Raw genomic sequence first — 322 nt, forward strand, 5'->3', positions numbered from 1 at the left:
AGTCGGGCGATGACAGCTGAGTATGAGGCGCGCAATTGCATCATCCTCGTCATTGCGAGCATAGCGAGGCAATCCAGAGTCTGTCCTCAGTGACAACTCGTAGGATGGGTAGAGCGAAGCGAAAACCATCACGCGTCTATTTGCGCGGAAGCATGATGGGTTTCGCGAGTGCTCTACCCATCCTACGGCCCTACGACCACGCAGACGCGCCTTCGCATCCTCGCGGCTGGTTTCGCCCGAGCTTTGCTTCGTCGCTTCACCCTCGAATGAAAGAGGGCGCAGGGAAGGCCGGGTGCCGGCTGGCACCCACGGTCCACTGTGC

Source organism: Bradyrhizobium sp. 21 (genome assembly GCF_023073335.1).
Lineage (GTDB): Bacteria > Pseudomonadota > Alphaproteobacteria > Rhizobiales > Xanthobacteraceae > Bradyrhizobium.